The organism is Streptomyces auratus, assembly GCF_050433025.1.
Classification (GTDB): domain Bacteria; phylum Actinomycetota; class Actinomycetes; order Streptomycetales; family Streptomycetaceae; genus Streptomyces; species Streptomyces sioyaensis.
In genome coordinates, this window is sequence record NZ_JBNGCB010000003.1 from 580,920 (window position 1) to 607,791 (window position 26,872).

Consider the following 26,872-nt stretch of genomic DNA (forward strand, 5'->3'; position numbering starts at 1 on the left):
AGATGTCGGATTCGGGTAGACGACCCGCGCCCGGGCTGCCCCGGACCCGGCCCCCCGGCCTGCGGACCGCCCCGGAGCCCCGAATTCCGCCGACAATCGGCACTCCGCGGCGGGCTGTCAGTGCGGCGGCCTAGACTCGGTGGGCGATGAGCAGCCTCTTTGACGACAGCTTCCTGGCGGACCTCGGCCACAAGGGCGAGGAGCCCCCGCCGCCTCCCGAGGACGAGCACGAGCCGGCCCCCGAGGAGATCCCCGACGACCTCTTCGGCGGGAAATACGACGCGCCCGGCCCCCGGGAGACCTACTACCGCGACGGCGCCGCCCGCCCCGCCGTCGACCCCGCCGCGCTGCTCGAAGGGCTCAACGACGAGCAGAAGGCCGCCGTGGTGCACACCGGCGGCCCGCTGCTGATCGTCGCCGGCGCCGGCTCCGGCAAGACCCGGGTGCTCACCCACCGCATCGCTCATCTGCTGGCCGAGCGCCATGTCCACCCCGGCCAGATCCTCGCGATCACCTTCACCAACAAGGCCGCGGGCGAGATGAAGGAGCGCGTCGAAGAGCTCGTCGGCCCCCGGGCGAACGCCATGTGGGTCTCCACCTTCCACAGCGCCTGCGTCCGCATCCTGCGCCGCGAGTCCAAGAAGCTGGGCTTCACCTCGTCCTTCTCGATCTACGACGCCGCCGACTCCAAGCGCCTGATGGCCCTGGTCTGCCGCGATCTGGATCTGGACCCCAAGCGCTACCCGCCCAAGTCCTTCAGCGCGAAGATCTCCAACCTCAAGAACGAGCTCATCGACGAGGAGACCTTCGCCGGGACGGCATCCGATGGTTTCGAGAAGACCCTGGCCGAGGCGTACGCGATGTACCAGTCGCGGCTGCGCGAGGCCAACGCCCTGGACTTCGACGACATCATCATGACGACGGTCCATCTGCTCCAGGCCTTCCCCGATGTCGCCGAGCACTACCGCCGCCGCTTCCGCCACGTCCTCGTCGACGAGTACCAGGACACCAACCACGCCCAGTACACCCTCGTCCGCGAGCTGGTCGGCCCCGCGGAATCCGCGGCCGAGCTGTGCGTCGTCGGTGACGCCGACCAGTCGATCTACGCCTTCCGCGGCGCCACCATCCGCAACATCCTCCAGTTCGAGGAGGACTACCCCGACGCGACCACGATCCTGCTGGAGCAGAACTACCGCTCCTCGCAGACGATCCTGTCCGCCGCCAACGCCGTCATCGAGCGCAACGAGAACCGCCGCCCCAAGAACCTCTGGACGGACGCCGGCAGCGGCCCCGGGATCACCGGCTACGTCGCCGACACCGAGCACGACGAGGCGCAGTTCGTCGCCGACGAGATCGACCGCCTGACGGACGCCGGGGACGCCAAGGCCGGCGATGTCGCCGTCTTCTACCGCACCAACGCCCAGTCCCGGGTCTTCGAGGAGATCTTCATCCGGGTCGGGCTGCCCTACAAGGTCGTCGGCGGCGTGCGCTTCTACGAGCGCAAGGAGGTCCGCGACGTCCTCGCCTATCTGCGGGTGCTCGCCAACCCCGAGGACACCGTCCCGCTGCGCCGCATCCTGAACGTCCCCAAGCGCGGCATCGGCGACCGCGCCGAGGCGATGATCGACGCCCTGTCGCTCCGCGAGAAGATCACCTTCCCGCAGGCGCTGCGCCGGGTCGACGAGGCGTACGGCATGGCGGCCCGCTCCGCCAACGCCGTCAAGCGCTTCAACGTCCTCATGGAGGAGCTGCGCACCATCGTCGAGTCCGGCGCCGGCCCCGCCACCGTCCTGGAAGCGGTCCTGGAGCGTACGGGCTACCTCGCCGAGCTCCAGGCCTCCACCGACCCGCAGGACGAGACCCGGATCGAGAACCTCCAGGAACTCGCCGCGGTGGCCCTGGAGTTCGAGCAGGACCGCGGCGAGGCGAACCCCGGCACCCTCGCCGACTTCCTGGAGCAGGTCGCGCTGGTCGCCGACTCCGACCAGATCCCGGACGAGGACGAGGAGGGCAGCGGCGTCATCACCCTCATGACGCTGCACACCGCCAAGGGCCTGGAATTCCCGGTGGTCTTCCTGACCGGCATGGAGGACGGCGTCTTCCCGCACATGCGCGCGCTGGGCCAGACCAAGGAGCTGGAGGAGGAGCGCCGGCTCGCCTACGTCGGCATCACCCGCGCCCGCGAGCGCCTCTACGTCACCCGCTCGACGATGCGCAGCGCCTGGGGCCAGCCCTCGTACAACCCGCCCTCCCGGTTCCTGGAGGAGATCCCGGGCGAGTACGTCGAGTGGAAGCGGACCGGCCAGGCGACGCCGTCCGCGTCGATGGGCGCACTGTCGGGCGGTGGCGGCCTCGGCTCCGCCCTGTCGTCGCGCGGCAAGGGGCCGAGCGGCTTCGCCACCCGCCGCACCAAGGACCGCCCGGTGGTCGCGCTGGCCATCGGCGACCGCGTCACCCACGACAGCTTCGGGCTCGGCACGGTCGTGGGCGTCAAGGGCAGCGGCGACAACGCCGAGGCGACCATCGACTTCGGCGGCGAGAAGCCCAAGCGGCTGCTGCTGCGGTATGCGCCGGTGGAAAAGCTGTAACGGACGCCGTACGGGGGGCGGTCAGTTCGGGTTGAGGCCGTGGTCGCGCAGCCACGGCAGCGGGTCGATCGCCGCGCCGCCGCCCGGGCGCACCTCGAAGTGCAGGTGCGGTCCGGTGGTGTTGCCGGAGTTGCCCGAATAGGCAATCCGGTCACCGGCCTTGACCTGTCCGGAGCGGATCTTGGTGCTGCTCAGATGGCAGTACCACGTCTCGGTGCCGTCGGGCGCCGTCACGATCGCCATGTTGCCGTAGGCGGAGTTCCACTGGGTGCGGATGGTGCCGTCGGTGGCGGACATGACCGGGGTGCCGTAGCTGACCGGGAAGTCGATTCCGGTGTGCACGGACATCCAGTTGACGCCGGCCTGGCCGAAGAGCGCGCTCAGCCCGTGCTGGGTCACCGGCAGCACGAACTTGGGGCGCATGGCCTCCTTGCGGGCCGCCGCCTCCGCCTTGCGCTTGCGGTCCAGCGCCTGGCGCTCCTTGAGGTCGATCCGCTCCTGGGTACGGCTGGCCCGGTCGCGGAAGTCGTCCGCGCTGGCGCTGAGTCCGGCGAGCTGGGTGTCGAGCTTGCTGTTGGCCGCGGCCGGTTTGACGGCCCCCGGGTCGGGCGCGGCCTGCGCGGTCGCCTCGGCCTTGTCGTCCCCGCCGAAGTGGGCGACGGACGCGGCGGCCACGGCGCAGACGCCCATGGCGGCGACCGAGGGGACGGCGACGGTCAGCAGCGCCGACCGCTTCACCGGGCGCCGCCGGCCCCGGCCGCGGGCGGCCTTCCCGGCTTCCGGCCCGGCGGCCCGGCGGCCGGCGGGAGCGTCGGCCGCGACGGGGATCGGCATGGCCTGCGTCATGGCGTCCGCCACGGCGGCGGCGTCGCCCAGCTCGCCGTGCCCCTCGGCCTCACCGGCGCCGGCCGGGGAGTTGCCGTCCGTGCCGTGCCGTCCGGTGTCGTAGCCGTCGTAGCCGTCGGATTCGTACGGGCCGCTGCCGTGCCGGTCGCTCCCGGCGGGTGCGGCCTCGAAGGGCGCGGTGTCGTCCCACGGGGTGTTGTCCCAGTGGGCGGTCTCGGCCGCGGGCGGGCCGGCCTGCGCCGGGATGCCGGCGATCAGGCCCTGGTCGGTGGTCGACCAGATCGCCGTGGCCTCGTGGCTCCCGGTCTCCTGGAGCGCGGTGGCCTGCCGGCCGAGGGCGTCGAAGCCGCCGGTGCTCTCGAAGGTCTCGGCCGTGTCGTAAGCGCCGGTGGCGTAACTGCCGGTGTCGTAACCACCGCTGTCGTAACTGCCGGTCGGGTAACCGCCGGTGTCGCAGCCGCCGGTGGAAAAGCTTCCGGTGTCGAACCCGCCGTACCCGTAAGAGGTGGCTTCGTACGCGGTCGTCTCGTATCCGGCGGTTTCGTACCCGCCCGTGTCGTACGCGGACGAGGAGGAGTACCCGGTGGTGTCCTGCGCCGGCTGCCCGTAGGCGGTGTGCGCGTACGGGTCGTAGCCCCCGGCGGCCGCCTGCGGGTCCGCGACGGCATAGGCGCCGGTGTCATAGGCGCCGGTGTCCCACTGCATCGTGGGGTACGCGCCGGTGCCGTAGGAGTCGACGGCCTGGCCGCCGTCCGTGGAACAGGACCCGCCGCCATACACACCGGTGTGGAAGGTGCCCGTGCCGTACGCACTCATCCCGTACGCACCCGTGTCGTAGGTACCGGTGTCGTACATCCCGGTGTCATAGGTGCCGGTGTCGTACATGCCGGTTTCGTACGAGCCGGGGAGCGAGCCGAAGAGCGGGTCGCCGTCGCCGTATTGGGCGGTGCCGGCCGGGGACTGCTGCCCGTAGGAGTCGTAGGCCGGATAGTGCGCATACGAGGCGTCGGAAGCAGAGCCGGTCGAAGGCTGAGCCTCCGATGGGTGACGGTCGTTCACCAACTTCTCTTTCGCCTCGGCAGCAGGAGAATTAGCGGCGACTGTACCCGGCGGTTTGCGATGGCGACAATCTTCAACTGGTTTTACGTTCGGCCAGACCGGGCATTTGGCCGCCTTTCGGCGGTCCCATGCGGGCTCTTGGCGCCTCGTTCGAGGTTTGTTCGACAACACGACAAGATCGTGTCGCCCGCGGGACGCCGCTGATGCGTCGCACGAGGCGGCAGTGGACCCTCGGTACGGGCTCGGGTCGGACCACCGATGCGGGCTCGGGTCAGGCCACCGAAATGGCGTCCGCCGCTCCTTCTCCTTGCGCCTCCTCCGCCGATGTCAGTGCCGCGCGTATTCCGGCGGCGACGGTGGCGTTGACCGGCAGGGCGAGATGTCCGACGCCGGCGACATGCACATTGTCGGCGATCACATCCGGGTGATCGATTCTGGCCGTCGTGGCCGGAATCATCACTTGGTCCGCCTCACTCCAGAAGGCCACGAATCGGGTGCGGCAATTCGGTGCCGGAAGCGACAACTCCGCGATCACCTCGGAATCGGGCCGCATCTGCCGGACGATCGGGTGCGCCGACATCAGGGGCGCGATACGGGTGCCGGAGTGCGGGGTGCCGAGCGTGACGACGGTACGGACATGGGCGTCGCCGCCGAGTCGCTGGACGTAATAGCGGGCGATGAGGCCGCCGAGGCTGTGGCCCACGATGTCCACCCGGCGATGACCGGTCCGCGCGCACACCTCCGTCACATGACGGCCGAGCAACTCGGCGGCCTTACGGAGATCGCAGGTCAGCGGGGAGTAGTTGAGCGCCTCGACATGGCACCAGCCGTGCCGGTGCAGTGAGCGGCGCAGCAGGACGAAGACGGAGCGGTTGTCGATGAAGCCATGGAGCAGGAGGACCGGCGGATGCGCGCGGCCCTCGGTCGGCAGCAGCGTGGGCGCGGCGACGGCAGGCTGCGGGATCTTCAGGCACCCGTCTGTCCGGAGCCCGTCGGGAGGCTCGGGGGCCGGGGGTGGTGCGGGATGTGGCGCGGGGCGTTCCTGGGACATACCGGTCGGATAGAGCAGCAGATGGGCGGCGAGCACCGCCAGGTCGACGACCGTGCTGCGGAGGAGAAGGGGAGAGGTGCGGGTGGGGAGCCGGCGCGCGCACTGGAGCGGTGCGGCAAGAAGGCGCGCGAGCGCAAGGGGTGCGGAGAGAAAGGGCAGGGCCTGCATGCCGACCTCCCGAACGGCACGCGGGAGGCGACTGTGACCCCCGTATGCCCTCGTGGGAAGCCATGCGCAGCGATGGCGGGCCTGCGGCGTGGCCCGCCCTGATGCGCGCCCGGCGGCGCGGTGGTTCGGCTGCGGCTCCCCGTGCGCCCGGCCCGCGTGCGCTGCGCCACGAGGCCGTGGCGTAACGACACGTGGAACGCGGCGCATAGCGAACGTGTCCCAGGTGTGATTTCCCCCTCCCCGGATGTCACGAAACGGCTGGGTACGGGATGCTGGCGATAACGTTCGTTCACGCTCGTGGCCGCCGGATCGCGGCCGCGCGATCGATTGTCGGCTCGGCGGCACCACAGTGCCGTGCATGGCTTGGAGGCAGTGATGGGTGTGGCTCGGCAGGACGGGGCGCAAGCGGGGAGCCAGGGCGCGGCGGGCAGGTCGGGGCCGATCCGTGTGGTGGTGGCCAAGCCGGGCCTGGACGGGCACGACCGGGGCGCCAAGGTCATCGCGCGGGCGCTGCGCGACGCCGGTATGGAGGTGATCTACACCGGGCTGCACCAGACCCCGGAGCAGATCGTCGACACCGCGATCCAGGAGGACGCCGACGCGATCGGGCTGTCCATCCTCTCCGGTGCCCACAACACCCTCTTCGCGAAGGTCATCGCCCTCCTGGAGGAACGCGACGCGGCGGACATCAAGGTCTTCGGCGGGGGCATCATCCCCGAGGCCGACATCCCGCCGCTCAAGGCACAGGGCGTCGCGGAGATCTTCACGCCGGGCGCGACGACCGCCTCCATCGTGGAGTGGGTCCAGGCGAACGTGCGCTCGCTGGCGGTCTGAGGCGGAGCTGGGCACGTGCACCGCGCGGACACCCTCTGGGGCGGCCGGGGCGCGGCGGGTCATGGCGTCCTCCGGCCGGTCTCCCCGGTCTCCCCGGCCGGCGCGGGGGCGGCGGGCGGCGGCGTGAGTTCGGCATGCATCGTGGCGCGCAGGCGCAGGGTGCCGACCAGGCGCTGGAAGGCCTCGGACCAGTAGCCGCCGGAGCCAGGTGAGGCGCCCTCCGGCTCGTCCGTGACGGCGGTGAGCATGTCGAGACGGTCCGCGGCTGCCGGGTCCAGGCAGCGCTCGGCCAGGCCCATCACCCCGCTGAAGCTCCAGGGATAGCTGCCCGCGTCCCGGGCGATGTCCAGCGCATCGACGACGGCGCGGCCCAGCGGCTCCGCCCAGGGGACCGCGCACACCCCGAGCATCCGGAAGGCGTCCGACAAGCCGTGGGCCGCGATGAACTCCGCCACCCACCGGGCCCGTTCGTCCCCCGGCAGCACGGCCAGCAGCTTCGTCAGATCCCGCGACGAGCCTGCGGGTGAGACCTCGGCGGCCTGGGACGGTGCGCCCGGCGCACCCAGCAGCGCCCGCGCCCAGTCGGCGCTCTGCTGGCGCACCGCGGCCCGGCACCAGGCATCGTGCAGCTCCGTCCGCCAGTCGTCCGCCACCGGCAGCGCGACGATCGCCGCCGGCTCCCGGCCCGTGAAGCGCTCGCGCCAGCTGTCCAGCGGCGTCGCCTCCACCAACTGGCCCAGCCACCAGGACCGTTCGCCCCGCCCGGAGGGCGGCTTGGGGGCCACGCCGTCCCGTTGCATCGCCGCGTCGCACTCGTGCGGCGCCTCCACAACGATCCTCGTGGTGCCCGACGTACGGTCCAGGCCGATGCAGGTGTGCGCACGCTCGGCCATACGGGCCGCGAACGCGGAGCCCGGCAGAGTGGAGAGGAACTCGGCGGCAGTGGCGCGGACATTGCGGCTGCGGTCGGACAGTGCCCGTTCGAGGAAGGGCTCATCCGCCGCCGAGAGGTCCTCGCGCAGCGAGTCGAGGAACATCAGGCGGTCTTCGGCCCGCTCCGTGGACCAGGTCGTGGCCAGCAGGGCCAGGCCGGCCGGCGGGTCGTGCCGGCGCAGCGCGGTCAACAGGGCGACCCGCTCCGCGAACAGGCCCTCCTCCCACTGCTGCCGTACGCCCTCGGGATCGTCGCCGACGGGGAACCCGGCCGGGCCTCCGATCCCGCGGAGCGCGAACTTCCATTCGTCGTTGAGCCGCGCCAGCCACAGGGCGCGCGGTCCCGCCAACGCCAGCGCGGCGGGCCGCAGATCCGTACGGGCCCGGGCGGCGTCGAGCAGCTCCGGAAGCAGTGCCTCCGGGGCGCGGTAGCCGTATCCGTCGGCGGCGGCCAGCCACTGGGGGAGCAGTTCGGTGAGGTCGGGGGCCGTCCCGCGGCGGCTGCTGCCTCCGGCGCCGCCGCGGTCGGCGAGCAGCAGGGAGAGCCGGCGACGGGCCGCGGGCGGCAGCGGGGGCCGCGGATCGGCCGGGGCCGGGGCGGGCCGCTCGCCGGCCGGCGCGGGGCGCAGCGCGGCGCGCCGGCGCACCGTGCTCACCGCGGCCGCATCCAGGAGTGCGGCCGCGCCGGCCTGCCCGGACCGCATCGCCACCGGCGGGGTCCGGCGCTCGGTCCCGAGAAGCGCGGCACTTACGAGGGCGGACCAGTTGGCTGGGGTGTCCGGGCCGGGGGAGGTGGCTGCGGAGGAGGCGGACGCGGGGGGTGGGGCGGACGAAGCAGGCGGAGTGGTCGAAGGGAGCGGGGTGGGTGAGGCGGGTGAGGTGCCGCTTGTATCGCTCGTGCTGCTGGTGTTGCTCGTGATGGTCGTGGTGCTCGTCATGCTCGTCATCCCCCTCTTTCAGGTCTTTCAGGTCCTTCGGGTCTTTCAGGTCTTCTAGGTCTTCCAGGCATCGGTGGTGGACGGCTTGCGCGGCGGGCGGGGAGCCGGGGTGGGCGAAGCCGGGGGGCCGGGTCACAGGGACACCGGGGTGGGGTCCCAGACGGTCAGCGGCAGAAAGCCGCGGTGACCGCATTCGCCGAAGACCGTGACCGGCGCCCCGCCCGATATGGCGGCCAGCTGCCACCGGCTCGCCCGGCCGGAACAGCGCGGGTCCAGCGGCAGCGCCGACTCCCCGTCCGCATCGGCCAGTTGCCAGGGCGCCCCGTCGCGGCCCGGTATGGGCGTGACGTCGGTGAGCACCACCGGCCAGGAATCCAGCCAGGGGTCGTCGCGCAGTGCATCGCCGTACGCGGTCAGTGCGGCATCGATGCCGCAGCCGGGTGGTACCGGTCCGGGGGCCGCCGGGGCGTGCCGCTCGCCCAGGGCCGCACGCAGCGGGCGGGCGCCGGGGTAGTAGGCGAGGTCCGCGTCGAGGATCAGACCGGGCGGCAGGGCCAGGTCCAGCGGGCGGTGGGAGCCTCCGAACGAGAGATGCAGCGCCATCCGGCCGGTCCGCTCGCCCCGCAGAAAGATTCTGCGGGTGAGCAACCTCCCGTCGTCACTGTCCTGTTGGGCGAGCACCAGCCAGCGGTCCCGGACCGTGGCCGCATCGGGGCCGGTCAGTAGTTCCGCCGCCTCGGTGGTGAGTCCGACGCGGGAGCGGACGGTCGCCGCGAGCGGGGCCGGCAGCCGGTCGAGGCCGAGGAATCCCTCATCGAGGAGGTGCAGCAGCGCGCACTCCTCCAGCAGCCGGGCCGGCCAGTCGGCGCCGGACGCCACCACCGATCCCAACTCCCGTACCCGCGCGGCGAGCCCGGGAGCCTGGGCGTCGACCATACGGGCGGCCGTCTCGTCCCAGGAGCCGCCCGCGCTCCCGGATCCGCCGCCGTGGCCATCACCCCCACCGGCGCGTCCGGCCGAGGCCAGGCCGGACTGGAGGAGATCCTCCAGGCGCTGCTCCAGTTCCATGGCGCCGGCGCCGATCCGCTGCATCCGGCGGGCGGCCCGCCGCTCGGCGGCCTCCGGGTCGGCGGGCGCACGCGACGCGGCACCCCCGCCCGGCGCCGCTCCCGCGGGCCGCCCGGCGCGCTCGCGGCGCCCGGCCAGCCACTCGACCGCCCATGCGGCAGGCTCCCCGTACGCCACCGCCCGATCGCCGTCGCCGCCCGCCCAGAGCAGCAGCAGCCCCAGCGCGTGCTTGCACGGAAATTTACGGCTCGGACAACTGCACGTGAAGGCCGGGCCGTTGAGGTCGACCACCGTCCGGTACGGCTTCTTGCCGCTGCCCTCGCACTGCCCCCAGACCGCGGCCCCGTCCGCGCCCGTTTCCGACCACGGCCCGGGCGCCGCGAGCTTGCCGCCCGCCTTGCGTGATGCCTCGTCGGGCGCCAGCGCGAGCACCTGATCCGTCGTCCAGCGTTCCCCCTGCGGATTCATGTCTCCGACGCTACGACGCGCCACTGACAATCCCGCCAGGCCGTGCCGAACTCGCAGGCCAGCGCCGGTTTTCGGGGCTTTGTCAGTGGTCTGGTGCAGGCTTGATTCCGCAAGCGGCCGCAGCGGGTTTCGCGGTGCTGGCCGCAGACGTGAGGACGAGGGGGAAACATGTCCGGGAACAGCTTCAGGGCGGCGGAGGACACGAAGAATTCGGCGGCCGGGACGACCCCGGAAGCCGCGGGCGGCGCGGTGCTGCGGCCGCATGCCGAGGACAGCTTCGCGGCGGAGCTCGCGGCCCTCGCGGCGGCCGACGACCGGCCGCGGCCGGAGCGCTGGCGGCTCTCGCCGTGGGCGGTGGCCACCTATCTGCTCGGCGGCACGCTCGCGGACGGCACGGTCATCACACCGAAATACGTCGGTCCGCGCCGGATCGTCGAGGTCGCGGTGACCACCCTCGCCACGGACCGCGCACTGCTCCTGCTCGGTGTGCCCGGCACCGCGAAGACCTGGGTGTCCGAGCATCTGGCGGCGGCCGTCAGCGGGGATTCCACCCTGCTGGTGCAGGGCACGGCCGGCACTCCTGAGGAGGCGATCCGCTACGGCTGGAACTACGCCCAGCTGCTCGCGAACGGCCCCAGCCGCGAGGCGCTGGTGCCCAGCCCGGTGATGCGCGCGATGGCGCAGGGCATGACCGCGCGGGTGGAGGAGCTGACCCGGATGCCCGCCGACGTACAGGACACGCTCATCACGGTCCTGTCGGAAAAGACCCTGCCGATCCCGGAGTTGGGGCAGGAGGTGCAGGCCGTCCGCGGCTTCAACCTGATCGCCACGGCCAACGACCGCGACCGCGGGGTCAATGAACTCTCCAGTGCACTGCGCCGCCGCTTCAACACCGTCGTGCTGCCGCTGCCCGCGACCCCCGACGAAGAGGTGGACATCGTCTCGCGCCGGGTCGAGCAGATCGGACGCTCGCTGGACCTCCCGGCCGGGCCGGAGGGGCTGGACGAGATCCGCCGGGTCGTCACGGTCTTCCGCGAGCTGCGCTCCGGCACCACCGCCGACGGCCGGACCAAGCTCAAGTCACCCTCCGGCACCCTCTCCACGGCCGAGGCCATCTCGGTGGTGACCAACGGCCTGGCGCTGGCCACCCACTTCGGGGACGGTGTGCTGCGCTCCGGGGACGTCGCCGCGGGCATTCTGGGAGCCGTGGTCCGCGACCCGGCCGCGGACCGGGTCGTATGGCAGGAGTACCTCGAAACGGTGGTGCGTGAGCGCGACGGTTGGAAGGACTTCTACCGCGCCTGCCGTGAGGTGAGCGCATGAACGGGCCGCTGCTGCTCGGGGTGCGGCATCACGGCCCCGGATCGGCACGGGCGGTGCGCGCCGCCCTGGAGCAGTACACCCCCGCCGCGGTCCTGATCGAGGGGCCGCCGGAGGCGGACGAGCTGGTCCCGCTCGCCGCACGGGAGGAGATGAGGCCGCCGGTCGCGCTGCTCGCCCATGCGCAGGACGACCCCGGCCGCGCGGCGTTCTGGCCGCTGGCCGAGTTCTCCCCGGAGTGGGTCGCGATGCGCTGGGCCCTGGAGCACGGTGTCCCCGTCCGCTTCATCGATCTGCCCGCGGCCAACTCCCTGGCGATGGGGGAGGGCGGGGAGCAGCCGGAAGGGCGGACGTCCGGCGGCGAGGAGCCCGAGGGGGAGCGGCCGGACGGGGTGCAGGCCGGCGGAGAGGAGCCCGCGGGGGAACAGGCGGACGGGGAGACGTCCGGCGGTGAGGGACCCGAGCGGGAGCAGGGCACCCAGGCCGATGTGCGGGTCGATCCGGTCCGGGTGCTGGCCGAGGCGGCCGGGTATGACGATCCGGAGCGCTGGTGGGAGGACGTGGTCGAGCACCGTGGGGGCGGGGGGACCTCCCGGCGCGGCGGGGCCGAGAGCGGGGGAGGGGCCGAGGCGGACGCCGCCGCCCCGTTCGCGGCGCTGGCCGAGGCGATGGGCGCGCTGCGGGAGGCGTACGGCGACGGCGGCCATGACCGTGATCCGGTGCGCGAGGCCCAGATGCGGCTGCGACTGCGGGCCGCGCGCAAGGAGTTCGGGGACGACATCGCCGTGGTGTGCGGAGCCTGGCACGTCCCGGCCCTGGCACAGCGCACCACCATGGCTGCGGACCGGCAGCTGCTCAAGGGCCTGCCGAAGGTGAAGGCGACGGTCACCTGGGTGCCCTGGACGCACCGGCGGCTGTCCCGGCACAGCGGTTATGGCGCCGGCATCGCCTCGCCCGGCTGGTACGGCCATCTCTTCAGCGCCCCCGACCGCCCCGTGGAACGCTGGCTGACCAAGGTCGCCGGGCTGCTCCGGGAGGAGGACTACGCCGTCTCGTCGGCGCATGTCATCGAGGCGGTGCGGCTCGCCGAGGGGCTGGCCACGGTGCGCGGCCGCCCGTTGGCCGGTCTGACGGAGCTGGACGACGCGATCCGGGCCGTCATGGGCGACGGTTCCGACGCCCCGTCCTCGCTGATCCACGACCGGCTGGTGGTCGGCGAGGTGCTGGGCGAGGTCCCGGAGGACGCCCCCGCGGTGCCGCTGCAACGGGACCTCGCCCGCACCCGGCGCACGCTGCGGCTCACACCACAGGCCCTGGAACGGGAACTGGAGCTGGATCTGCGCAAGGAGACCGACGCCGCGCGCAGCCGCCTGCTGCACCGGCTGCGACTGCTCGGCATCCCCTGGGGAGAGCCCGCCCACTCCCGAAGCAGCACCGGCACCTTCCGGGAGACCTGGCGGCTGCGCTGGGAGCCCGAACTCTCGGTGCGGGTCGCGGAGGCCGGCATCTGGGGCACGACGGTGCTCTCGGCCGCCACCGCCAAGGCGGTTGCCGAGGCGTCCGAGGCCTCCGGGGCGGCCACGCTCGCCGGGGTGACGGCGCTCGCCGAGCGCTGTCTGCTCGCCGGACTCCCCGACGCGCTCCCGGTGGTGATGCAGGCACTGTCCGACCGCGCGGCGCTCGATGCGGACGTGGGCCATCTCGCGCAGGCGCTGCCGGCCCTCGTCCGGTCCGTGCGCTACGGCGATGTCCGCGGCACGCACTCCGCGGCGCTCCGCGAGGTGGCCATGGGCCTGGCCGAGCGGGTCTTCGTCGGACTGCCGCCGGCCTGCGCGGGCCTGGATGCCGAAGGCGCCGCCGCCATGCGCGGTCATCTCGACGCCACCCATCAGGCCGTCGGCCTCCTCGGCCGGCCGGAGCCCGGAGAGCGGCCCGCCCCCAAGAGCCTGCGGGCGCGGTGGGCCGGAGTACTGCACACGGTGAGCGAACGGGACGCCGTACCGGGGCTGATCCGCGGCCGAGCCGTCAGACTTCTGTTGGACGACGGCGAGTTGGGCGAGGAAGGAGCCGAGCGGCTGATGGGGCTCGCCCTCTCGCCGGGCACCCCGCCCGTCGATGCCGCCGGCTGGGTCGAGGGCTTCGTCGGCGGCGGGGACGGCGGCATGCTGCTGGTCCACGACGAACGGCTGCTCGCGCTGGTCGACGGCTGGCTGACCGGCGTGCCGGACGCGGCGTTCACGGACGTGCTGCCGCTGCTGCGCAGAACCTTCGCCGCGTACGAGGCCGGAGTGCGGCGCACCCTCGGCGAGCTGATCCGCCGCGGCCCCACGGCAACGCCCCGCCGCCCGCCCGGCGACGCCCCGGACCCCGCCGCACCCGGCTTCGGCCCCGGCCTGGACCGCGACCGCGCCGCCGCCGTACTCCCCACGCTGCGCCTGCTCTTGGGCATCGGACAGCAGGGCTTCGACAGCGAGCCGAGCGGAGCGGCAGGGCCGGCTGGTCCGGCCGGGCCGACCGAACCAACCGAGTCGACCGCACCCACCGCCGCGCCCCGCGACCGACACCGGCCCACCGCCCGGCCGCACAACGACCAGCCGGCGGCCCCGTCCCGGCCGCACTACGACCAGCCGGCGGCCCCGTCCCGGCCGCACTACGACCAGCCGGCGGCCCCGTCCCGGCTGCACGACGAACAACAGGCGGCCCCGTCCCGGCCGTCGAACGAACCACCGGCGCACCCGACCCCGCCGGCCGACGACCTCATGGGGGCACGGACATGACCCGCACGACACCGGACCCGACGACGACACCTGCCCCAGCCCCCACCACCGCCACCACACCCCCGACGTCCCCCTCTTCCTCCTCCGCCACCACGTCCCCGACCTCCCCCTCCCCCTCCCCCCAAACCCCGCCTCCCGCCTCCGAGGAAGAACGGCTGCGCCGCTGGCGGCTGGTGCTCGGTGGGGGTGGCGCGGACGGTACGGGGTGTGAGCTGCGGGGGCGGGATGCGGCGATGGACGGGGCGCTGACCTCGCTCTACGGCGGGGAGAGCGGCGACGGCGGCAAGAGAGCCGGCGGCGGCAGGCGTTCTGCGGGGCTCGGGGCCTCGGCGCCCGGAGTGGCGCGCTGGCTCGGCGACATCCGTAGGTACTTCCCGTCCTCCGTGGTGCAGGTGATGCAGCGTGACGCCATCGACCGTCTGGGGCTGTCCGCGCTGCTGCTGGAGCCGGAGATGCTGGAGGCCGTCGAGGCGGACGTCCATCTGGTGGGGACCCTGCTCTCGCTCAACCGGCTGATGCCGGAGACGGCCAGGGAATCCGCACGCGCCGTCGTCCGCAAGGTCGTCGAAGAGCTGGAGAAGAAGCTGGCGAACCGCACCCGCGCCGCTCTCACCGGGGCGCTGGACCGCTCCGCGCGGATCAGCCGGCCGCGCCACCGCGACATCGACTGGAACCGCACGATCCGGGCCAACCTCAAGAACTACCTCCCCGAGTACCGCACGGTCGTCCCCGAGCGCCTGATCGGCTACGGCCGCGCCGCGCAGTCGATGAAGAAGGAAGTGGTGCTCTGCATCGACCAGTCCGGTTCGATGGCCGCCTCGGTCGTCCATGCCTCGGTGTTCGGCGCGGTGCTGGCCTCCATGCGGGCCATCGACACCCGGCTGGTCGTCTTCGACACCGCCGTGGTCGATCTGACGGACCAACTCGACGACCCTGTGGACGTGCTCTTCGGCACCCAGCTCGGCGGCGGCACGGACATCAACCGCGCGCTCGCCTACTGCCAGTCCCGGATCACCCGCCCCGCCGAAACCGTCGTCGTCCTCATCAGCGACCTCTACGAGGGCGGTATCCGCGGCGAGATGCTCAAGCGGGTCGCCGCGATGAAGGCGTCCGGGGTGCAGTTCGTGACGTTGCTCGCACTGTCCGACGAGGGAGCACCGGCCTACGACCGTGAGCACGCCGCGGCTCTCGCGGCCCTGGATGCACCGGCGTTCGCCTGTACGCCGGATCTGTTCCCCGACGTGATGGCGGCCGCCCTGGAGAAACGGCCGCTGCCCATACCGGACATGACGGAGCAACGGTGACAGGTAGCCAGGGGGGATTTGCGTGGCACCTGGCTGCTCATGCAAGGATCAGGGCATCGCTCGATCGCCCGCGACGCGCGTGACGCCGAGGCCTGTGCCCGGTAGTCCCCGTCCGTATGGGAAGGTCCCCTCCTTGTCCGCTGTGCTCGCCCTGCCTGCCGCCGTGCGCCTGCCGCGCACCGTGGCCGTACGGCGTGCGCTGCTGGCCGGGCTCTTCCTGGTGGGCTTCGCCGTCCTCGGCTTCGCCTTCGGTCCCGGCGCCCATGCCGTCGACCGGACGCGGACAGCGGACCTGCCCGGGGCCACGGCCCCGGCCAAGGCCCCGGCCGAGGCGTCCACTCCGGACCGGGCCGCCACCCGGGACGGGGCGGCGGACCACGCGGGCCGGGCAGATCAACTCTCCGGCTCCGGAGCCGCGTTGGCGCCGCAGGGCAAGGGCTCCGAAGCCAAGCTGGGCCAGCGTGTCCACAACGCCTCCGACGCGATGACCGATGCCGTACGGCCCGCTGCCGACCAGGCCGCATCGGCCACCGGCCGGGTCACCCAGCCGGTGAGCCGCGCTGTGCGGGAGATCGGGGACTCGGCCGGTGCCGCGCTGCCCGTACACCTCCCGTCCGGCGAGCACACCGGTCGTCCCGGGGACGGCGGTGCGCAGCAGCACGGCCGTACGCCGGGCGGTGAGCGGCCGGCGGATTCGTGCACGGCCGGCGCGACGGCCGACGCGGGCGCGGCCCGGTCGGCTCAGCTCATCGACGGCCTGCGCACGCCGGCCGCCGAGCACCCCTGGGCCACCGTCCAGGAGCAGCGGGACCCGGGCCACGGCCTTCCGGGGCACTTCCCGCAGGGCCCGGTGGCGCCGGCCTCGCACAACGCGGGTGACGGCCACGGCCCCCGTGGCGGGGACCAGCACGCCGCCGATCCGGCGAACTCCCTGCGCTTCCGGCTGATTCCCGGTGGCGTCCGCACGGCCGATGGCGCTCCGACGCGTCGGCGTGCCGAAGAAATCCTCGAATTCCCGGGCTAGGGCAGACCGCTCCGCGTCTGTCACTGGACCTGCCGCGCGGGGGCGGGACAGGTCTGCCCTTTCACCCCTTTTGAATTCGAAGGACTTTCACCTCCATGCGCTCCAACATCCGCCGTTCCATCGTCGTTGCCGCTGCCGCAACCGGACTGTGGGCCCTGGGCTCCGTCGCTGCCAACGCCGCCGAGCTGCCCACCGCCGGGGACCTGCCGTCCGCCGGCACGGTGACCGACACCGCCAAGCAGCTGCCCACCGGCGACGTGACCGGCACCGCGACGAAGACCGCCCAGAAGGTCACCGACACCGTCGAGCAGACGGCGGGCAAGGCCACCGGTGCCCTCGGCGGCGGCGTGCCGACCCAGAACCTGCCCTCGACGGACGGCGTGCAGAAGCTGACCCACGGCCTCGGCCTGCCGGACAGCGGTGCGGTCCGCAAGACCGCCGACGTGAAGAAGGCCAAGAAGGCCGTCAAGGCCGTCAAGAAGACCGCGAAGGCCGCCGACCTGGGCAAGGCCGGCCGCCTCACCAACGGCACGCTGCCCGCCGTCCCGGCGCTGCCCGCCACGGGCATCCCGTCCGCCCAGCTCCCCGGCGGCCTGCCCAAGCGCCTGCCCGCCACCCCGGCCCTGCCCAAGGCCCCCGCGCTGCCCAAGGCGCCCGGTTCGGTCGACAACCTGCTGGCCGGTCTCGCCGGTGCGGGTGTCCGCCCCGAGCAGCTGACGAACCAGGCCAAGAGCGGTCTGGCCACCGCCCGTCCGGTCGTCGACAACGCGGCCTCCGACGTGCTGCCCCCCGTCGCCCGCCGAGCCGTGGTCAAGGTCGTCCCGGTAGCCCAGGGCACGGTCGGCAACGCCGGTCGGCTCGCCGGTGACGCGGCCGGCCAGGCAACCCCGTTCGTGATCACGGTCGCCGGCCACGCGCAGCTGTTCGTGCAGGGTGCCGCCGGCGACGTGGTGCCGGCCGCCAAGGGTGTCGCGGCCCACGCCACCCCGTTCGCGCAGGGTGTGGCCGGTGACGCCACTCCGTTCGCGCAGGGCCTGGCCGCCGTTGTCGCCACCGACGCACAGGGCACCGCCGGCCAGGCCGTCGCCGGCGCGAAGGGCCTGACGCCGGTGAAGTCCGTGCCGTCGGTCCCGTCCGTGCCGTCGGTCCCGTCGGTTCCGTCCGTGCCGGCCGTTCCGTCCGTGCCCTCGGTGAAGTCCGTGCCGTCCGTGCCCGCCGTGCCCGCCGTTCCGGGCAACGTGACCGACGCGGTCGCCGTCCCGTCCGTGCCCGCCGTGCCCGCCGTGCCCGGCAACGTGACCGACGCCGTTCCGGCCGGCCTGGCCCACGCCGTCGCCGTCCCGGCCGTCCCGGCCGAGCTGTCCGACCTCACCAACGCCGCCAACATCCCGGCGCTGCCCGCCCTCCCGGTTCAGGGCATCTGAGGCTCGGAGCCAGTAGCACCGGTTCATCGGCTGCGGCGGCAGCCGATGCCGGAACACCCATGAACAGCCGGGCGGCCCTCTGTGGGGGAGGACCGCCCGGCTTTGGCGTTTCCTCGTCCCGGGCAACAGCCCACCGGCGCAACGGAGTTCAGCCTCATCCCTCGGCCCCCGGCCCCGGCCCCCCGGCCCCCGCCCTCGGCCCCGCTCCTACTCCCCGCCCCGGCCCCGGCCCCCGCTCCCGCCCCCCAGTCCCGCACGGTCCCCCTCCCCCCGCCGCGCGGCCACCCCCGGCTGCCCCCCTCGCCCAGCCCACCCCGCCTCCCACATGGCCGATCACCAGCGCGCATCCCCCACGGAGCCGGAACACCCGGCGCGTGACAGGACGGCACGTAAGAGCCCAGTCGATCAGCCCCCCTTCGCCGCCGACATGCGGAAATTCCGAGGAGGCGTAACTTGGCCAAAAGATCTGTGATGGTAATCACCGCTGGAGTGTGATCTGTGATTTAGGGGCTCACGGCCCGCGGCGATAACCTGCGGGACGGACATGCCGCGTAACCGGTCACCGTGTACGCCTCCCCTGTGACAGCGCCGTCACGTTGCCCTTCGCGGCACGCCCATCGCAGACAACGATCCGCGATCACTCGGCGATTCTGAGAAGACAAGGGACGGACGCGCGTGGACCTGTTCGAGTACCAGGCGAGGGACCTCTTCGCCAAGCACGGTGTACCGGTGCTGGCCGGTGAAGTCATCGACACGCCTGAGGCAGCCCGCGAGGCGACCGAGCGGCTGGGCGGCAAGTCCGTCGTCAAGGCCCAGGTGAAGGTCGGCGGCCGTGGCAAGGCCGGCGGCGTCAAGCTGGCCGCGACCCCGGACGAGGCCGTCGCCCGCGCGACGGACATCCTCGGCATGGACATCAAGGGCCACACGGTCCACAAGGTGATGATCGCCGAGACCGCTCCGGAGATCGCCGAGGAGTACTACGTCTCGTACCTCCTCGACCGCACCAACCGCACCTTCCTGGCCATGGCCTCCGTCGCCGGCGGCATGGACATCGAAGAGGTCGCGGAGAAGACCCCCGAGAAGCTCGCCAAGATCCCGGTGGACGCCAATGAGGGCGTCTCCAAGGAGAAGGCCGCCGAGATCGTCGCTGCCGCGAAGTTCCCGGCCGAGGTCGCCGACCAGGTCGCCGACGTTCTGGTCACCCTGTGGAAGACCTTCATCGCCGAGGACGCGCTCCTCGTCGAGGTCAACCCGCTTGCGAAGGTCGCCAACGGCGATGTCCTCGCGCTCGACGGCAAGGTGTCCCTCGACGAGAACGCCGAGTTCCGTCAGCCGGAGCACGAGGCGCTGGAGGACAAGGACGCAGCCAACCCGCTCGAGGCTGCGGCCAAGGCCAAGGGCCTGAACTACGTCAAGCTCGACGGCCAGGTCGGCATCATCGGCAACGGCGCGGGTCTCGTCATGAGCACCCTGGACGTCGTCGCCTACGCCGGCGAGAAGCACAACAACGTCAAGCCCGCCAACTTCCTCGACATCGGTGGCGGCGCCTCCGCCGAGGTCATGGCGAACGGCCTGGAGATCATCCTCGGCGACCCGGACGTCAAGTCCGTCTTCGTCAACGTCTTCGGCGGCATCACCGCCTGTGACGAGGTCGCCAACGGCATCGTGCAGGCGCTGGAGCTGCTCAAGTCCAAGGGCGAGGACGTCAACAAGCCCCTGGTCGTGCGCCTCGACGGCAACAACGCCGAGCTGGGTCGCCAGATCCTGTCGGAGGCCAACCACCCGCTGGTGCAGCGCGTGGACACCATGGACGGCGCGGCCGACAAGGCCGCCGAGCTGGCTGCTAAGTAAAGGACGAGGACACAACAACCATGGCTATCTTTCTGACCAAGGAAAGCAAGGTCATCGTCCAGGGCATGACCGGTGCCACTGGCATGAAGCACACCAAGCTGATGCTCGGTGACGGCACCAACATCGTCGGCGGTGTGAACCCCCGCAAGGCCGGCACCAGCGTCGACTTCGACGGCACCGACGTGCCCGTCTTCGGCTCGGTCGCCGAGGCGATGGAGAAGACCGGCGCCGACGTGTCCGTGCTCTTCGTCCCGCCGGCGTTCGCCAAGGCCGCCGTCGTCGAGGCGATCGACGCCGAGATCCCGCTGGCCGTCGTGATCACCGAGGGCATCGCGGTGCACGACTCCGCCGCCTTCTGGGCGTACGCGAAGTCCAAGGGCAACAAGACCCGGATCATCGGCCCGAACTGCCCCGGCCTGATCACCCCCGGCCAGTCCAACGCCGGCATCATCCCGGGCGACATCACCAAGCCCGGCCGCATCGGTCTGGTGTCCAAGTCGGGCACGCTGACCTACCAGATGATGTACGAGCTCCGTGACATCGGCTTCTCCTCGGCCGTCGGCATCGGTGGCGACCCGGTCATCGGCACCACGCACATCGACGCCCTCGCGGCGTTCGAGGCGGACCCCGACACCGACCTGATCGTGATGATCGGCGAGATCGGCGGCGACGCCGAGGAGCGTGCGGCCGACTTCATCAAGGCCAATGTCTCCAAGCCGGTCGTCGGCTACGTCGCGGGCTTCACCGCGCCCGAGGGCAAGACCATGGGCCACGCCGGCGCCATCGTCTCCGGCTCCTCCGGCACCGCCCAGGCGAAGAAGGAGGCCCTGGAGGCCGCCGGCGTCAAGGTCGGCAAGACCCCGTCGGAGACCGCGCGGCTCGCCCGCGAGATCCTCGGCGGCTGATTGCGCCACGGGAGGGACGTCCTTGCGGCGTCCGTCCTCGACACCGCCGGGCCCTCGCTCCGGTGACCCCGCACCGTCGCGGCGGAAGCTTCTTCCGCCGCGCCGGGGCCGGTCACCGGGGGAGGGTCCGGCGGTGCGTTCGGGCCGGAAACGGACGGATCAGCACGGCCGCCCGCGGCCGGCGCCCCCCGCTCGGGCCGCTGCCGCTAACGGCTCTCGGGCCGCAGCCGGGCCTGCCGGAGCCTCTTCCGTACGGCCTCGCTCCCGTGCCGGTGCGCACTCCTTGCCTTGTGTGCACTCCCTGCCCTGTGAGACCCCCCGGCCTTGGGTGCACTCTCGTCACGGTGCCGGTGCCGTTCCGGTGACACCGGGGCGTGCGCCACGCGCGACATCGACTGCTCCGGCGGTGTGTGGTGATCCGGCGTGACGATCACCGTCAACAGCGTGACCAGCGCGAACAGCCCGATCAGTGCGAAGACGGCCCGGGTGGTCCGCTCGGCGCTGCGCTCGCTGCCGGACCGTACGAACTCCGCGGCGGGCGGCGGCATCTGCTCCGCGGCCGCCAGCCTGGCGAGCCGGGCGCGCAGGATCTCGCCCTGCCGTACCGGAGGGCGCCCGCCGAGCCCCAACTCCGGCAGCCGCTCGGCGATCTGCTCGCGCGCATGGGCCAGCCGCCCGGCCGCGGCCGGGGTGCTCGCCTCGATCTCCGCCGCGGTCTCGCCCAGCCCGAGCCCCACCCCGTCGTGCAGCACCAGCGTCCGCCGGTACGGTGCCGGCAGGCTCAGCAGCGTCACCAGCAGCGCCTGGTCCGACGGCTCGGCCGGCGCGGCGAGCCGGTCCGGCATACGGGCGGTGCGCAGCCCGGGGCACAGCCGGTGCCAGGGCGCCAGCGCGTACTCATAGGTGGCCGCCCGCACCCATCCCGCCGGGTCCGGATCCACCGCGACCCGCGGCCAGTGCTGCCAGGCCAGCCGGAACCCACGCTCCACCGCCCGCTGCGCCAGCCGTGGCCGGCCGGTGAGCAGAAACGCCTGCTGGGTCAGCGCGGCTGCGTGCCGGGAGTGGAGTTCGTCGAAGGCGGTGGCGGCCTGCTCGCGCTGGGTCATACACGGCTGGGTCATACACAGCAGTGTGGAAAACCCGCAGAAGCATATGTACCGCGACACGTCGGGCATTTCGTCAGTCCATGGCGGAAACGCCTCTTGTTGGCAGCATGGCGGCGTGAGCCAGTTCACCGATCGTGGCCCCGCGTTGTCCTCGCACGGCCGCACCGCCGCCCAGCGCTCGTCGGCGATCGGCGCGGCCTTCCTCGGCGGGGTGACGGCCGCCGGCCTCGGGCTCGGCGCGCTGACGGTCGCCGTGCTGCTGCTCTGGGTCGCCTCCCCTTCCCCCGACAGCGGCCCGTCCCGGGCCCTGCATCTCGCCGCCGATCTGTGGCTGCTGGCGCACGGCGGTGACCTGGTGCGCACCGGGACCCACTCCGGCGTCCCGGCCCCGGTCGCGATGACCCCGCTGCTGCTCGTGGTCCTTCCGGTCTGGCTGCTGCACCGGGCCGCCCGCCACGCCCTGGCGACCGCGGTCGACGGCCGTCCGGCCCCCGGCGACGGTCCCGGCGCCACCTCCGTGGTCGCGCCGCGCACCCTGCTCGGGGCGCTGCTCACCGGCTATCTGTTCATCGCGGCCGGCGCGCTGCTCTACGCCTGCGCCGGCGGGCTGAGCGCCGAGCCCCTCAGCGTGCTGGTGTACGTCCCGGCCACCGCGGTCGCCACGCTCGCCGCCACGGCCTGGCGCCTCCTGCGCCACCCCGGCACCGATCTGCTGCCCGACCGGGCGCTGCGCGCCTGCGCCCGGGTGCCGGACGGCCTGCGCACCTTCTTCAGCGGCGCGCGATGTGCCGCCGCCGGCCGGGCCGCCGGCTCCGCCCTCGCCGCCCTGCTCGGCTCCGGCGCCCTGCTCACCCTCCTCGGGCTCGGCCTGCACGCCGGCCGGGTGGGCCACGACCTCCTCCAGCTGGCGCCCGACTGGGCGAGCCGCGCCACGGTGCTGCTGCTGTGCCTGGTGCTGCTCCCCAATGCGGCCGTGTGGGGCACCGCGTACGGCCTGGGGCCCGGCTTCACGGTCGGCGCGGGCAGCACGGTCGGCCCGCTGGGCACCTCGGCCCATCCCGTGCTGCCACAGCTGCCGCTGCTCGGCGGGGTGCCGGATGCGGGTCCGGGGACCCCGCTGACCTGGGCGGTGGCCGTCCTGCCGCTGGTCGCGGGGGCGCTGCTCGCCCGTTCGGTGGCCCGGCCCGGGGACCAGGGCCCGCCCGTCGCCCCGGGCGGGCCCTGGTCATGGTGGGTGACGGCCTGTGTGGCGGCCCTGGGTGCCGGCTTCTGCGGCGCCGCCATGGCCCTGCTCGCCGGCCTCTCCGGTGGCGCACTGGGCACCGGAGCACTCTCCGCCTTCGGCCCGAGCTGGTGGCGTACGGGCCTGGCGGCGGCGGGCTGGACCGCCCTCACCGGCATCCCCGGCGCGGTCGTGCTACGGGCCTGGCGGCGGCGTGTGGGGCGGCGGGTGGACCGGGAGGGCCGGGGCGAGCCGTCGGCTGCGGAGAGTCAGGAGAGCCGGGAGAGCCAGGAGAGCGCGGAGAACGCGGAAGGCGGCCGGACGGGTGCGAAGCGCTTGACGGCCGCCAAGGCCGCCAAGGCCGCGACGCCCGCAAAGGTCGCGAGGGCGCTGCAAGGCGCCAAGGGCGCGCGGACCGGGAGCGGGAGAGGCGACGCGGGCGAGGCGGAGGACGAGGGGAAGCGGGACGCCGCGGCGGGAACCGCCCCCGCCACCGCCCCCGAATCCGTAACCTGACCCCGCCGCCCGCCCCCCACTGTCCGACCACCGGCCCGGCGAGGCCCCGCCCCCTACTCCCGATTGCTCAGCAACGGCCGCAGCTCCTTCGGCAGCAGCTTCTCGCAGGACTTGCCGGAGGACTGGGTCAGGGCGTCGTTCACGCAGGTGAAGTAGTCGCGGTAGACGATCTGCACGGTGAAGGTCGCGGCCACCATCATCAGCGCCAGCGACGCGGTCACCAGGCCCGCGATCGCCGCCGTGACCTGCGGGCGGGTGCTGCCCTGGGAGGACGTCGCGCCCGGCTGCCCACCCGGGACCGGCTCGGCGGTGGGGGCGGGTCGGCCCTCCATGGCGGCGGTGGTCGCCGCGGCGGTGGCCTTCGAGGAGTCCGGCTTGGCGCGCAGGGCGCTGCCGCCCCAGTAGAGCGCGAGCGCAGCCAGCAGCAGCGCGACCTCCGGCAGGCTGAACAGCACGCAGAAGAACGCCCACATACCGGCGAGCAGCGCATAGCGCGCCCGGCGCTGGGCCGGGTCGGTGGGGTCCCAGCGCAGCCCGCCGCCGGAGCCGCCGGGGCCGCCGCTCTGCGGGCCGCCGCGGCCGCCCGGCCGGGTGCCGAAGCCGCCGTTCTGCCGGCCCGGCTGCCGCGGGCTCCACTGGTTGCCCCAGCTCGGCGCCGCATCGTCCTTCGACGGTGCCCCGTTCTCGTCCTGCCCGTCCGCACCGTCCGCACCGTCCGGGCCCGCGGGCCGGCGCGGGCGCCACTCCTGGTCGGGGGCGTCGGCCGGCGGCGGCGCGAAGGGGTTGTCGCGGTCGGAGCCCGCGGAATCCGGTGTGTCAGGGTCCGGGGAAGCCGACGACGGCTTGCGCTCCCGCGGCAGCAGCACCATCCCGGGGGCGGTGACGGGCGGGGGGCACCCCGCAGCGGTCGCTGGGGGAGGGAGCAGGAGGGCCGCGCGGCGGCGTCGGTCCGTCATCTGGTGTGCGTCTTCCCCTTGTCTCGTCCGTACGCGGGCCTTCGCGACCGGCGCCCGGTTACCACGAACTGCATGCAGTCTTACGCCTGACGCTACCTCCCGTGCCCGCCCCCGTCCCGTGGGGGCCGCGCGGTGTGCCGGTATCGTTGCTGACGGTCGGCGCCTTCGTAGGGTTCCCCGGATCTGCGGTACCCGCAGTCTTGTACGACCACACAAAGCACGCGAGAACGGAAAAGAGAGCCCCGCCGTGGCTTCCTCCCCAGCCCCCGCCCCGTCCGCCCGACCCGGCCGTCCGGCCCGCCTCGTCGTGCTCGTCTCGGGTTCCGGCACGAACCTGCAGGCGCTGCTGGACGCCATCGCCGAGCAGGGGCCCGAGGTCTACGGGGCCGAGATCGTGGCCGTCGGCGCCGACCGTGGTGCGGTCAAGGGCCTGGAGCGCGCGCAGGCCGCGCAGCTGCCGACGTTCGTCTGCCGGGTCAAGGACTACGACAGCCGCACGGACTGGGACGCGGCCCTGACCGAGGCGACCGCCGCGTACGAGCCCGACCTGGTGGTCTCGGCCGGCTTCATGAAGATCCTGGGCAAGGAGTTCCTCGCCCGCTTCGGCGGCCGGATCGTCAACACCCACCCGGCGCTGCTGCCGAGTTTTCCCGGTGCCCATGGCGTACGCGATGCGCTCGCGTACGGCGCGAAGGTCACCGGATGCACCGTCCACTTCGTCGACGACGGGGTCGACACCGGCCCGATCATCGCCCAGGGCGTGGTCGAGGTCCGGGACGAGGACGAGGAATCCGCGCTGCATGAGCGCATCAAGGAAGTCGAGCGATCGCTGCTCGTCGAGGTCGTGGGGCAACTGGCCCGGCACGGCTACCGCATTGAGGGACGAAAGGTACGTATCTCGTGACCGCCACCGAAGGTACGCAGCGGCCCATCCGCCGCGCGCTGGTCAGCGTCTATGACAAGTCCGGGCTGGAGGACCTGGCCCGGGGGCTGCACGCGGCGGGCGTCCAGCTCGTCTCGACCGGATCGACGGCCGCGAAGATCGCCGCGGCCGGTGTGCCGGTCACCAAGGTCGAGGAGCTGACGGGCTTCCCCGAGTGCCTCGACGGCCGCGTCAAGACCCTCCACCCGAAGGTGCACGCCGGCATCCTGGCCGACCTGCGCCTGGAGGACCACCGCCGGCAGCTGACCGAGCTCGGCGTCGAGCCGTTCGACCTGGTGATCGTCAACCTCTACCCGTTCCGGGAGACCGTCGCCTCCGGTGCCACGCCCGACGAGTGCGTGGAGCAGATCGACATCGGTGGCCCCTCGATGGTCCGTGCCGCCGCCAAGAACCACCCGTCGGTCGCCGTCGTCGTCAACCCCGCGCGTTACGGGGAGGTCCTCACGGCGGTCGAGGTCGGCGGCTTCGGGCTCGCCGAGCGCCGGCGGCTGGCGGCGGAGGCCTTCCAGCACACGGCGGCGTACGACACCGCCGTCGCCTCCTGGTTCACCGACCTCTACGCCCCCGAGGACGACTACAACGGGCTCCCGGAGTTCGTCGGCACGACCCTGGAGCGCAAGGGCAGCCTGCGCTACGGCGAGAACCCGCACCAGGCCGCCGCCCTCTACACGGACGGTGAGCCGGGCGGCATCGCCAACGCCGAGCAGCTGCACGGCAAGGAGATGTCCTTCAACAACTACATCGACACCGAGGCCGCGCGCCGGGCCGCCTTCGACCACGACGCGCCCTGTGTCGCGATCATCAAGCACGCGAACCCCTGCGGCATCGCGATCGGCACGAACATCGCCGAGGCCCACCGCAAGGCGCACGCCTGCGACCCGCTCTCGGCGTACGGCGGCGTGATCGCCGTCAACCGTCCGGTGACCATCGAGCTGGCCGAGCAGGTCGCGGAGATCTTCACCGAGGTCGTCGCGGCTCCGGCGTACGAGCCCGGCGCGGTCGAGGTGCTCGCCAAGAAGAAGAACATCCGCGTCCTGAAGGTCGAGGGCCTGCCGACCCGGCCGGGCGACGTGAAGTTCCTCTCCGGTGGCGCGGTCATCCAGCACACCGATGTGTTCCAGGCGGCGGGCGACGACCCGGCCAACTGGACGCTGGCCACCGGCGAGGCGCTGCCCGCCGCCGAGCTCGCGGAGCTGGCCTTCGCCTGGCGGGCCTGCCGCGCCGTCAAGTCCAACGCGATCCTGCTCGCCAAGGACGGCGCCTCGGTCGGCGTCGGCATGGGCCAGGTCAACCGCGTCGACTCCGCGAAGCTCGCGGTCGAGCGGGCCGGCGAGGAGCGCGCGCGGGGCTCGTACGCCGCCTCGGACGCGTTCTTCCCGTTCCCGGACGGCCTGGAGATCCTCACGGCGGCCGGCATCAAGGCCGTGGTCCAGCCGGGCGGTTCGGTGCGTGACGAACTCGTCGTCGAGGCCGCCGAGAAGGCCGGCGTGACGATGTACTTCACCGGCACCCGGCACTTCTTCCACTGAGCCGGCGGGCCACCGAACGCGCGAAGGGCCGCACCCCGACCG

The 26,872-nt window shown here is 73.1% G+C and carries 19 protein-coding genes; 13 read left to right on the forward strand and 6 right to left on the reverse strand.

Annotated elements, in window-relative coordinates:
* Window positions 1-386: 386 nt before the first annotated feature.
* Window positions 387-2,588, forward strand: coding sequence for a DNA helicase PcrA (gene pcrA / locus BKA18_RS22220; protein ID WP_429638764.1), 2,202 nt, complete (start codon window positions 387-389; stop codon window positions 2,586-2,588).
* Between the two features lie 21 nt (window positions 2,589-2,609).
* Here pcrA and BKA18_RS22225 read toward each other — a convergent pair whose 3' ends face one another.
* Together BKA18_RS22225 and BKA18_RS22230 are read right to left on the reverse strand one after the other, a co-directional pair.
* Entirely contained in the window at window positions 2,610-4,493 is a 1,884-nt protein-coding gene (locus tag BKA18_RS22225) for a peptidoglycan DD-metalloendopeptidase family protein (RefSeq protein WP_366044487.1), read from the reverse strand.
* Window positions 4,494-4,764: 271 nt separating this feature from the next.
* The gene (locus tag BKA18_RS22230) at window positions 4,765-5,712 is read right to left on the reverse strand and encodes an esterase/lipase family protein (protein WP_366044486.1); all 948 of its coding nucleotides are present in this window, start codon (window positions 5,710-5,712) and stop codon (window positions 4,765-4,767) included.
* 375 nt (window positions 5,713-6,087) lie between these two features.
* Here BKA18_RS22230 and BKA18_RS22235 point away from each other — a divergent pair, with 375 nt between their 5' ends.
* Window positions 6,088-6,546 carry a cobalamin B12-binding domain-containing protein gene (locus tag BKA18_RS22235; RefSeq protein WP_051006866.1) on the forward strand — a complete coding sequence of 153 codons (459 nt, stop codon included), beginning with the start codon at window positions 6,088-6,090 and terminating at the stop codon, window positions 6,544-6,546.
* A 59-nt stretch (window positions 6,547-6,605) separates the two neighbouring features.
* Here BKA18_RS22235 and BKA18_RS22240 read toward each other — a convergent pair whose 3' ends face one another.
* Entirely contained in the window at window positions 6,606-8,183 is a 1,578-nt protein-coding gene (locus BKA18_RS22240; protein ID WP_366044539.1) for a DUF5691 domain-containing protein, read from the reverse strand.
* A gap of 88 nt (window positions 8,184-8,271) precedes the next feature.
* Between BKA18_RS22240 and BKA18_RS22245 the strand changes: the two genes are divergently transcribed.
* A complete protein-coding gene (locus BKA18_RS22245; protein ID WP_366044485.1) occupies window positions 8,272-8,475 on the forward strand; it encodes a hypothetical protein in 204 nt (67 codons plus the stop codon).
* Window positions 8,476-8,549: 74 nt separating this feature from the next.
* Here BKA18_RS22245 and BKA18_RS22250 read toward each other — a convergent pair whose 3' ends face one another.
* Complete coding sequence (locus tag BKA18_RS22250) at window positions 8,550-9,953, reverse strand: SWIM zinc finger family protein (RefSeq protein WP_366044484.1); 1,404 nt, start codon at window positions 9,951-9,953, stop codon at window positions 8,550-8,552.
* 168 nt (window positions 9,954-10,121) lie between these two features.
* Between BKA18_RS22250 and BKA18_RS22255 the strand changes: the two genes are divergently transcribed.
* The 7 genes from BKA18_RS22255 to sucD all read left to right on the forward strand — a co-directional run bounded on the left by BKA18_RS22255 (window position 10,122) and on the right by sucD (window position 20,558).
* The gene (locus tag BKA18_RS22255) at window positions 10,122-11,276 is read left to right on the forward strand and encodes an ATP-binding protein (RefSeq protein ID WP_366044483.1); all 1,155 of its coding nucleotides are present in this window, start codon (window positions 10,122-10,124) and stop codon (window positions 11,274-11,276) included.
* Window positions 11,273-14,050 carry a DUF5682 family protein gene (locus BKA18_RS22260; RefSeq protein WP_366044482.1) on the forward strand — a complete coding sequence of 926 codons (2,778 nt, stop codon included), beginning with the start codon at window positions 11,273-11,275 and terminating at the stop codon, window positions 14,048-14,050. The genes BKA18_RS22255 and BKA18_RS22260 overlap by 4 nt, the downstream gene beginning before the upstream one ends.
* Window positions 14,047-15,354 carry a VWA domain-containing protein gene (locus tag BKA18_RS22265; RefSeq protein WP_366044481.1) on the forward strand — a complete coding sequence of 436 codons (1,308 nt, stop codon included), beginning with the start codon at window positions 14,047-14,049 and terminating at the stop codon, window positions 15,352-15,354. Before BKA18_RS22260 ends, BKA18_RS22265 begins: the two co-directional genes overlap by 4 nt.
* A gap of 133 nt (window positions 15,355-15,487) precedes the next feature.
* On the forward strand, window positions 15,488-16,378 hold the full coding sequence (locus BKA18_RS22270) for a hypothetical protein (protein ID WP_366044480.1): 891 nt from the start codon (window positions 15,488-15,490) through the stop codon (window positions 16,376-16,378).
* 95 nt (window positions 16,379-16,473) lie between these two features.
* On the forward strand, window positions 16,474-17,802 hold the full coding sequence (locus tag BKA18_RS22275) for a hypothetical protein (RefSeq protein ID WP_366044479.1): 1,329 nt from the start codon (window positions 16,474-16,476) through the stop codon (window positions 17,800-17,802).
* Between the two features lie 675 nt (window positions 17,803-18,477).
* Window positions 18,478-19,653, forward strand: a complete 1,176-nt coding sequence (sucC, locus tag BKA18_RS22280; protein ID WP_366044478.1) for an ADP-forming succinate--CoA ligase subunit beta — start codon at window positions 18,478-18,480, stop codon at window positions 19,651-19,653.
* 20 nt (window positions 19,654-19,673) lie between these two features.
* Window positions 19,674-20,558 carry a succinate--CoA ligase subunit alpha gene (gene sucD, locus BKA18_RS22285; RefSeq protein WP_006603733.1) on the forward strand — a complete coding sequence of 295 codons (885 nt, stop codon included), beginning with the start codon at window positions 19,674-19,676 and terminating at the stop codon, window positions 20,556-20,558.
* Window positions 20,559-20,764: 206 nt separating this feature from the next.
* On the opposite strand, the gene BKA18_RS22290 is transcribed toward sucD, so the two are convergent.
* Window positions 20,765-21,679 (reverse strand): SigE family RNA polymerase sigma factor, encoded by a 915-nt coding sequence (locus tag BKA18_RS22290; RefSeq protein ID WP_366044477.1) that lies wholly within the window; start codon window positions 21,677-21,679, stop codon window positions 20,765-20,767.
* 100 nt (window positions 21,680-21,779) lie between these two features.
* On the opposite strand from BKA18_RS22290, the gene BKA18_RS22295 reads away from it, so the two are divergent.
* Window positions 21,780-23,402 (forward strand): cell division protein PerM, encoded by a 1,623-nt coding sequence (locus BKA18_RS22295; protein ID WP_366044476.1) that lies wholly within the window; start codon window positions 21,780-21,782, stop codon window positions 23,400-23,402.
* Between the two features lie 53 nt (window positions 23,403-23,455).
* Here BKA18_RS22295 and BKA18_RS22300 read toward each other — a convergent pair whose 3' ends face one another.
* Entirely contained in the window at window positions 23,456-24,358 is a 903-nt protein-coding gene (locus BKA18_RS22300; RefSeq protein WP_366044475.1) for a hypothetical protein, read from the reverse strand.
* Window positions 24,359-24,605: 247 nt separating this feature from the next.
* Between BKA18_RS22300 and purN the strand changes: the two genes are divergently transcribed.
* Together purN and purH are read left to right on the forward strand one after the other, a co-directional pair.
* On the forward strand, window positions 24,606-25,262 hold the full coding sequence (purN, locus tag BKA18_RS22305; protein WP_006603728.1) for a phosphoribosylglycinamide formyltransferase: 657 nt from the start codon (window positions 24,606-24,608) through the stop codon (window positions 25,260-25,262).
* Window positions 25,259-26,830: a bifunctional phosphoribosylaminoimidazolecarboxamide formyltransferase/IMP cyclohydrolase gene (gene purH / locus BKA18_RS22310; protein WP_366044474.1), complete on the forward strand. Its 1,572-nt coding sequence runs from the start codon at window positions 25,259-25,261 to the stop codon at window positions 26,828-26,830. Before purN ends, purH begins: the two co-directional genes overlap by 4 nt.
* Window positions 26,831-26,872 lie beyond the last annotated feature (42 nt).